The organism is Streptomyces sp. WAC05292 (genome assembly GCF_003949955.1).
GTDB classification, from domain to species: Bacteria; Actinomycetota; Actinomycetes; order Streptomycetales; family Streptomycetaceae; genus Streptomyces; species Streptomyces globosus.
This window is the reverse complement of sequence record NZ_RPSE01000042.1, coordinates 20,556-28,785: the sequence shown is the minus strand read 5'-3', so window position 1 is coordinate 28,785 and position 8,230 is coordinate 20,556. Positions and strand designations below refer to the sequence as shown.

The 8,230-nt window shown below is 74.5% G+C and carries 9 protein-coding genes; 6 read left to right on the top strand and 3 right to left on the bottom strand.

Annotated features, from left to right (window positions below; all coding sequences use genetic code 11):
• From EF903_RS08055 to EF903_RS08030, 6 genes are all read left to right on the top strand, one after another.
• On the top strand, positions 1–1,270 hold a 1,270-nt coding region (locus tag EF903_RS08055), incomplete at its 5' end, for a nitrate- and nitrite sensing domain-containing protein (protein WP_221888721.1).
• Positions 1,267–1,713, top strand: a complete 447-nt coding sequence (locus EF903_RS08050) for a roadblock/LC7 domain-containing protein (RefSeq protein ID WP_125542331.1) — start codon at positions 1,267–1,269, stop codon at positions 1,711–1,713. The genes EF903_RS08055 and EF903_RS08050, both read left to right, overlap by 4 nt.
• Positions 1,710–2,114, top strand: coding sequence for a DUF742 domain-containing protein (locus EF903_RS08045; protein ID WP_125542329.1), 405 nt, complete (start codon positions 1,710–1,712; stop codon positions 2,112–2,114). The genes EF903_RS08050 and EF903_RS08045 overlap by 4 nt, the downstream gene beginning before the upstream one ends.
• Positions 2,114–2,764, top strand: coding sequence for an ATP/GTP-binding protein (locus tag EF903_RS08040; protein WP_125542327.1), 651 nt, complete (start codon positions 2,114–2,116; stop codon positions 2,762–2,764). The genes EF903_RS08045 and EF903_RS08040 overlap by 1 nt, the downstream gene beginning before the upstream one ends.
• Before the next feature lie 159 nt (positions 2,765–2,923).
• A complete protein-coding gene (locus tag EF903_RS08035) occupies positions 2,924–3,322 on the top strand; it encodes a roadblock/LC7 domain-containing protein (RefSeq protein WP_125542326.1) in 399 nt (132 codons plus the stop codon).
• A 115-nt stretch (positions 3,323–3,437) separates the two neighbouring features.
• On the top strand, positions 3,438–4,286 hold the full coding sequence (locus EF903_RS08030; RefSeq protein WP_125542325.1) for a DUF6397 family protein: 849 nt from the start codon (positions 3,438–3,440) through the stop codon (positions 4,284–4,286).
• Here EF903_RS08030 and EF903_RS08025 read toward each other — a convergent pair.
• Genes EF903_RS08025 through EF903_RS08015 form a run of 3 tightly spaced genes read right to left on the bottom strand, consistent with a single transcriptional unit; the run spans position 4,250 to position 8,158 of the window.
• A complete protein-coding gene (locus EF903_RS08025; protein ID WP_125542323.1) occupies positions 4,250–4,651 on the bottom strand; it encodes a YchJ family protein in 402 nt (133 codons plus the stop codon). The genes EF903_RS08030 and EF903_RS08025 overlap by 37 nt on opposite strands.
• 8 nt (positions 4,652–4,659) lie before the next feature.
• The gene (locus tag EF903_RS08020) at positions 4,660–5,583 is read right to left on the bottom strand and encodes an acyl-CoA thioesterase II (RefSeq protein ID WP_125542322.1); all 924 of its coding nucleotides are present in this window, start codon (positions 5,581–5,583) and stop codon (positions 4,660–4,662) included.
• 52 nt (positions 5,584–5,635) lie between these two features.
• The gene (locus EF903_RS08015; RefSeq protein WP_125542320.1) at positions 5,636–8,158 is read right to left on the bottom strand and encodes an RNA helicase; all 2,523 of its coding nucleotides are present in this window, start codon (positions 8,156–8,158) and stop codon (positions 5,636–5,638) included.
• Between the last annotated feature and the right edge of the window lie 72 nt (positions 8,159–8,230).

Genomic DNA, 8,230 nt, shown 5'->3' with positions numbered 1-8,230 from the left:
GCAGATGCCCACACCCCGGAGACAACCGGAAGCAGCGGCGCCGCCGCAGCCCGCGCCCCGCGCCCGCGTCCGCCGGCTCCCCCGCCCGGCGACCGTCCGGGCGAAGGCCGTCTCGCTCCTCGTGGTCCCCGCACCGGCCGACGGGCGCGCGGCCGACCCGGAGAGGCAGGTGCGGCGCACCGATGCCGCGGTCCGCAGGCTCCGCCTGGGCGACCGGCACACCGTGGCCGAAGCGGGCGGGCTGCGCACCGCCGTCGCCGTCCGGCTGCGCGAGTCCGTCTCGGCCGCCGAGGGGCTCGCCGCCGTCCGCAAGGACACCGCCGACCGCCGGGCCGCGCCCGATGCCGCCCACGAGACCTACAACCGCGTGGCCGACGCCGCCCTCGCCGTCCTCGGCTCCCTCGCCGGCGGCGACCGGCCCGACCTCGGCACCGAGGCCAGGGTCCTGCCGGAGTTCACCCGGGCGGGGGAACTCCTCTCCCGTGAGGACGCGCTGATGGCGTCGCCCGGCCCGCGCACCGCCGAATCGATTCGCCGTCTCGCCGGCCTCGTAGGGGCGCGCCGGGCCCTCACCGCCGGAGCGGCCGGCGACCTCCCGGCCGTCGGGCGGGACACCTGGCAGTCCGCAGCCGAGAGCTCCGCGTACACCGAGCTCACCGCCGCCGAGGACCGCGCCCTGGCGGCGGCCCCGGAACCGGCCAAGGGCCCGGTCGAGGGCGCGGCCAAGGGCACCGCGAAGGACGCGGCCAGGGACGCCGCCCAGCCGCAGCCCGCCGGCTGGGACGCCGCGTACGCCTCCGTCAGCGGGCTGTTCGTGGTGAGCCGCCTCGCGGCCCGGCACGGCGTACGCGTCCACCTGCGGCCCTCGCCGTACGGCGGCACCACCGCGGTGGTGCTGCTGCCGGAGCCCCTCCTCCAGGGCGCGGGGGAGCGGGAGCCGGAGCCGGCCGGGGCGGCGCCGCCCTCCGCGCCGCGGCGGCGTACGGGTGCGGTCGCGCCGCCGCCCGCACGCCGCCCGGCGGTGTTCTCCGCGTCCGCCGCCGCGGCGGGCGGCGGACTGCCGCGCCGGACGCGCCGGGCCGGCCTGGCGCCGCGGCTGCGCCGGCCGCCGCAGCCGCAGGAGCCGCAGGCCGCGGCCCGTCCCGCCGAAGAGGCCGCGGGGCCCGGCCCGGAACGGGCCAGGGACCGGATGGCGGCCTACCGGGCCGGATGGGTCCGAGGCGCACAGGAGAAGCCCGCCCGCCCGGGCGGCGAAGGAGCCACACGATGATCGAGCACCAGGCACACGGCGGCGTCGCCCGCATTCCCGGGAGGGTCGGCCTCGACTGGCTGCTGGACGAGCTGGTGGTCCGGGTCCGGGAGGTCCGCCACGCCGTGGTCCTCTCCCACGACGGGCTCGCGGTGGGCGTGTCCAGCGCACTGGACCCCGGGGACGCGGACCACCTGGCCGCCGTGGCGTCCGGCTTCCACAGCCTTGCCAAGGGCGCGGGCCGGCACTTCCGCGCCGGGGGCGTGCGCCAGACGCTGGTCGAGATGGACGAGGGGTTCCTCTTCGTCGCCGCCGCCGGCGACGGCTCGTGCCTGGCCGTGCTCAGCGGCGCCGGCACCGACGTCGGGCTGGTCGCGTACGAGATGGCCCGGCTCGTGAAGCGCGTCGGCGAGCACCTGCAGACCCGGCCGCGGTCCGCCGCCCGGCCGCCGGCCGCAGGGTGAGCCGGCCGGCCGGGCCGCGGGACGGCGGCCGCTGGTACGACGCCGATGCGGGTCCGCCCGTGCGGCCGTACGCCGTGACGGGAGGGCGTACGACGCCGGGACCGGGCGGCATCCGCCTCGACCTGGTCGCCCTGGTCGCCCTGGTCGCGGTGGAGGCCCGTGCCGCCGCGGGCACCCTGCCGGGGCCGGAGCACGAGGCGCTGCTGCGCCTGTGCCGGGCGGGGACGCAGTCGGTGGCGGAGCCCGCCGCCGGCGCCGACCTGCCCGTCGGGGTGGTGCGGGTGCTGCTCGGCGACCTGCTGGAGGCGGGACACGTCCGCGTCGGCCGGCCGGTGCCGCCGGCCCGGCTGCCGCAGACGCGGATCCTGCGGGAAGTCATCGAGGGATTGAGAGCACTGTGATGGGACGACACGATGTGGCCGCAGGGCCGGAGACGGCCGCCGGGGCGGACGAGGGCCCGGAAGCGGCGGCGCTGGCCCTGAAGATCCTCGTCGCGGGCGGCTTCGGGGTCGGCAAGACCACGATGGTCGGCGCGGTCAGCGAGATCAGGCCGCTCCGGACGGAGGAGCGGCTCAGCGAGGCCGGCGGGCTGGTCGACGACACCGGGGGAGTGGAGCGCAAGACCACCACGACCGTGGCGATGGACTTCGGGCGGATCACCATCCGGTCCGGGCTCTCCCTGTACCTGTTCGGGACGCCCGGCCAGGACCGGTTCTGGTTCCTGTGGGACGAGCTGGCGCAGGGCGCCCTCGGGGCGGTGGTGCTGGCGGACACGCGGCGGCTGCAGGACTGCTTCCCGGCGGTGGACTACTTCGAGCACCGGCGCATCCCGTTCGTCGTGGCCGTCAACTGCTTCAGCGACTCCGGGCGCTACGCGGCGGACGAGGTGGCGCGCGCCCTGGACCTGGAGCGGGGGACTCCGGTGGTGCTGTGCGACGCGCGGGACCGCGACTCGGGGAAGGAGGTGCTGATCCGGCTCGTCGAGTACGCCGGCCGTGTGCACACGGCCCGGCTGCTGGAGGCCGTGGGGGCGGGGCCCGGCGCCGGCTGAGGGCGGGACCGTCCCGTCGGGCCGGGCGGCGTTTCGAGCCCTCCCCCTCTCCGCGGGGCGTCCTCCTTGCCGGGGAGCCACGGGTGGGGAAGGCTTGCGGCACTGGTACGCGGGGTGTGGCGCGGCCGCGGCGGCGGCGCCGACGGGGAGGGGCTCGACATGGCATGGGACAAGCAGCTCGACTGGCTGCTGGACGACCTGTCCCGCAGGGTCCGGCAGGTGCGGCACGCGGTGGTGCTCTCCAACGACGGCCTGGTCACCGGCGCGAGCGCGGGCCTGGTCCGCGAGGACGCCGAGTACCTGGCCGCCGTCGCGGCGGGGCTCCAGAGCCTGGCCAAGGGGTCGGGCCGGCACTTCGACGCGGGCGAAGTACGGCAGACGATGGTCGAGTTCGACGAGGGGGTCCTCTTCGTCATGGCGGCCGGTGCGGGCAGTTCGCTGTGCGTGCTGAGTGCCGCGGAGTCGGACGTCGGGCAGGTCGCGTACGAGATGACGCTGCTGGTCAACCGGGTGGGGGAGCACCTGGGGGTGGCCGAGCGGCGGATCACCGGAGGCTGACGGGCCCGGCCGGGCGGCGGCGGTCCGGGGCGGTTGTCCACAGACCTCGCGCAGAGTGGCGACGACAGGCTACTTTCGTCACACAGAGTAATCGTGATGTGTGAGGGGGATGGCCGTGAAACTCGCGACGCAGGTGCGCCCGACGGGCGGGGGAGCCGTGGGACCGGAGGCCGCGGAGGCGGCGGCGGGACCCCCGCCGCCGGGAGCGGCGGTGGGCGGTGCGCGCGCCGCCGAGGAACTCGGCCTCAACAGGAGCGAGTTCGCCCGGGCCGTACAGCTCGGCATCGTACGGGCCGGACCGCCCGCGCCGGGCGGTGCGGCGCGGTACGCGCGGGCGGAGCTGGAGCGCGTCCGGGCGGCCGGGGGTTCGCCGGAGGCGCTTCGGGCACAGGTCGAGACGGTCGCCGGGGCGGGCGCCGCGTCCGCCGTGCTCGGCGTCGGACCGACCCGGTTCACCCGGCTCGCCCGGTGCGGGCACCTCACCCCCGTCGGCTACCGCATCAACCGGTACCGGGCGGTGGTGTGGCTCTACCTCGCCGCGGAGCTGCGGGAGTTCGGCGAGCGCCGGACGGCCCTGCTGCGGGGCGGCGTCACCCCGGAGGACCGGGAGCTGATGGCCCGCGGGGCGGACCTGCGGCCCCGCCGCTGGCGGGACCGGCACGTGGAGCTGCTGCTGGGCCGCACCGCCGACCCCTGGGAGCGGGCTGCCGTCCTGGCCTCCGTCCTCCCGGAGGAGGAGCTGGCGCGGGCCGTCCCGGACCCGGCGGAGCGGATGGTGCTGGCCGCGCTCGGCCCGCCCCCGCCGTACGGCCACCCGCAGATCCCGGCGGCCGCGGCCGTGGCGCAGCGGCTGCTGGTGGCCGAGCGGCCGGAGGAGGTCCGGTGGTACCGCGCCGGCCTGGACTTCGCCCTCACCGGGGCGCGGGCTCAGTCGAACGCGACAGGGGAGAGGGGGCCGACGTAGACCCAGGCCCCGCCCTCCCGGCTGAAGGCGCTGTTCTCGTGCAGGGAGCCGGCGTGCCGGCCCTCGCGGTAGTGCGCCCGGAACTCCACCGAGCCCTCCGTCTCGAACAGCCCGCCGCGGTCGGTGCCCAGGATCTCCAGCTTCACCCAGCGCTGCTCCGGGTCGAGGTCGAGCCTGTCGGGGCGGGTGGCCGGGTGCCAGGAGCGCATCAGGTAGGCGGTGTCGCCGACGGCGAAGGCGCTGAAGCGGGAGCGCATCAGCAGTTCGGCGGTCGGGGCCTGCCCGGCGCCGGAGTGGAAGCGGCCGCAGCAGTCCGCGTAGGCGGCGGGCAGCCCGCAGGGGCAGGGGTGGGCCGGGGTCGGCATGGGAGTGCTCAGCTCTTCGGGGTCGGTTCGGCGGCAGCGGCCGGCTGCGGCTGCGGCCGCCCGGACGGATAGGGGCGGAAGAGTCCTTCCTGGACGACGGAGACCAGCAGCCTGCCCTCCAGGTCGTAGATGCGGCCGCGGGCCAGGCCGCGTCCGCCGTGCGCGATCGGCGACTCCTGGTCGTAGAGGAACCACTCGTCCGCGCGGAAGGGCCGGTGGAACCACATGGCGTGGTCCAGGGACGCCATGTCGAAGCCGCGCGTGCCCCACAGGGGCTCCACGGGCAGGCGCACGGCGTCGAGGAGGGTCATGTCACTGGCGTAGGTGAGGGCGCAGGTGTGCACCAGCGGGTCGTCGCCCAGCGGGCCGACGGCGCGCATCCACACCGCGCTGCGCGGATCGGCGCCCTTGAGCTCCCCGGGCGTCCAGCGGAGCCGGTCCGCGTACCGGATGTCGAAGGGCTGGCGGCGGGCCATCCGCTCCAGCGCCTCGGGCAGGGCGCCGAGGTGCGCGCGGATCTCGTCGGCGACCTTCGGCAGCGTGTCCGGATGGGGGAAGTCGAGGCGGGGAGGCAGCTGGTGCTCGATGCTGCCCTCCTCCGGATGGTGGAAGGAGGCGGTGAGGTTGAAGATCGTCTTGCCCTGTTGGACGGCGGTGACGCGCCGGGTGGTGAAGGACCGCCCGTCCCGGACCCGCTCCACCTGGTACACGATCGGCACCCCGGGGATGCCGGGGCGCAGGAAGTACGCGTGGAGGGAGTGGACGGGCCGGTCGCCCTCGGTGGTGCGGCCGGCGGCGACGAGGGCCTGGCCGGCGACCTGCCCGCCGAAGACCCGCTGGAGGGACTCCTGCGGGCTCGCGCCGCGGAAGATGTTGACCTCGATCTGCTCCAGGTCGAGCAGGTCGACCAGTCTCTCGGCGGGGTTCGTCATCAGGGCCTCTCCACTGTCGGGTCCGGCGGGTCCGGTCGGTCGCGGGCGTCGGTCAGCGCGCGCCGAGCTCGCCGACCGAGGTCAGCCGGATCACGGCCCGGCCCTCCTCGTCGGAGGCGGCCAGGTCGACCTCGGCGCTGATGCCCCAGCCATGGTCGCCGTTCGGGTCGGCGAACGTCTGGCGGACGCGCCACAGGCCGTGCGCCGGGTCCTCCTCGATCTGCAGCAGCTTCGGCCCGCGCGCGTCCGGGCCGGTGCCGAGGTCGTCGTACTCGTCCCAGTAGGCGTCCATCGCCTCGCCCCACGCGTCGGCGTCCCAGCCGGAGTCGGCGTCCATCCCGCCCAGCTCGTCGATGCGGTCCAGGGCGGCAAGTTCGACCCGGCGGAACATGGCGTTGCGGACCAGGACGCGGAAGGCGCGCGCGTTCGCGGTGACCGGCTTGACCTGGTCGGCCTTCTCCTGGGCCTCCTCCGCCGTCTCCAGCTCCGGGTTCGCCAGCTGCTCCCACTCGTCGAGCAGGCTGGAGTCGACCTGGCGGACCAGCTCGCCCAGCCAGGCGATGAGGTCCTCGAGGTCCTCCGACTTGAGGTCGTCGGGGATGGTGTGGTCCAGCGCCTTGTAGGCGCTCGCCAGGTACCGCAGCACGATGCCCTCGGTGCGGGCGAGCTCGTAGAAGGAGGTGAACTCGGTGAAGGTCATCGCGCGTTCGTACATGTCGCGGATGATCGACTTGGGGGAGACGGGGTGGTCGCCGACCCACGGGTGGCTCTTGCGGTACACGTCGTAGGCGTGGAGCAGGAGCTCTTCGAGCGGCTTGGGATAGGTGATGTCCTGGAGCCGCTCCATCCGCTCCTCGTACTCGATCCCGTCCGCCTTCATCGCGCCGACGGCGATCCCGCGCTCCTTGTTCTGCTGGGCGGCCAGGATCTGGCGCGGGTCGTCCAGGGTGGACTCGACGACGGACACCATGTCCAGCGCGTACGACGGCGACTCCGGGTCCAGCAGGTCGAAGGCGGCCAGCGCGAACGTCGACAGCGGCTGATTCAGCGCGAAGTCCTGCTGGAGGTCGACGGTCAGCCGGATGGTGCGGCCCTCCGCGTCCGGGGTGTCGAGCTGCTCGACGACCCCGCCGTCCAGCAGCGAGCGGTAGATCGCGATCGCCCGCCGGATGTGCTTCAGCTGGGCCTTGCGCGGCTCGTGGTTGTCCTCCAGGAGGCTGCGCATCGCCTGGAAGGCGTCACCCGGACGGGCGATCACCGACAGCAGCATGATGTTGGTGACCTTGAACCGGGAGGTGAGCGGCTCCGGCTCGGCGGCGATCAGCTTCTCGAAGGTGGTGTCCGACCAGGCGACGAAGCCCTCGGGCGCCTTCTTCCGGACGACCTTGCGGCGCTTCTTCGGGTCGTCGCCGGCCTTCGCCAGCGCCCGCTCGTTCTCGATGACGTGCTCCGGCGCCTGGGCGACGACGAAGCCCGCCGTGTCGAAGCCCGCCCGCCCGGCCCGGCCGGCGATCTGGTGGAACTCGCGGGCCCGCAGCGTGCGCACCCGGTTGCCGTCGTACTTCGTCAGGGCCGTGAACAGCACGGTGCGGATGGGGACGTTGACGCCGACGCCGAGGGTGTCGGTGCCGCAGATCACCTTGAGCAGGCCCGCCTGCGCGAGCTTCTCCACCAGGCGCCGGTACTTGGGCAGCATCCCCGCGTGGTGCACGCCGATGCCGTGCCGGACGTAGCGGGAGAGGTTCTGGCCGAACTTCGTGGTGAAGCGGAAGTTGCCGATCAGCTCGGCGATCCTGTCCTTCTCCTCGCGGGTGCACATGTTGATGCTCATCAGCGACTGCGCCCGCTCGACCGCCTGCGCCTGCGTGAAGTGCACGATGTACACCGGCGCCTGCCGCGTCTCCAGCAGCTCGGTGATCGTGTCGGTGATCGGCGTGGTGACGTACTCGTACGACAGCGGGACGGGCCGGGTCGCCGAGCGGACGACCGAGGTCGGGCGGCCGGTGCGGCGGGTCAGGTCCTCCTCGAACCGCGTCACGTCGCCGAGGGTGGCCGACATCAGGACAAACTGCGCCTGCGGAAGCTCCAGCAGCGGGATCTGCCAGGCCCAGCCGCGGTCCGGCTCCGCATAGAAGTGGAACTCGTCCATCACGACCTGGCCGATGTCGGCGTACCTGCCGTCCCGCAGCGCGATGGAGGCCAGCACCTCGGCGGTGCAGCAGATCACCGGGGCGTCGGCGTTCACCGAGGCGTCGCCCGTCAGCATGCCGACGTTCTCGGTGCCGAACAGCTTGCACAGGTCGAAGAACTTCTCCGACACCAGCGCCTTGATGGGCGCGGTGTAGAAGGTGACCTTGTCCTGGGCGAGCGCGGTGAAGTGCGCGCCCGCCGCGACGAGGCTCTTGCCGGAGCCCGTCGGGGTGGACAGGATCACGTTCGCTCCGGAGACGACCTCGATCAGCGCCTCCTCCTGGGCCGGGTACAGGCTGATGCCCTGGTCCTCCGCCCACGAGGAGAAGGCCTCGAAGAGCGTGTCGGGGTCGGCGTTCGGCGGAAGCTGATCAATGAGGGTCACACCCCCCATCTTGCCTGCCTTCCGCCCGGATGAGGGAACCGGCGGAAGGAAAGAAGATCATCGCAGGTACGC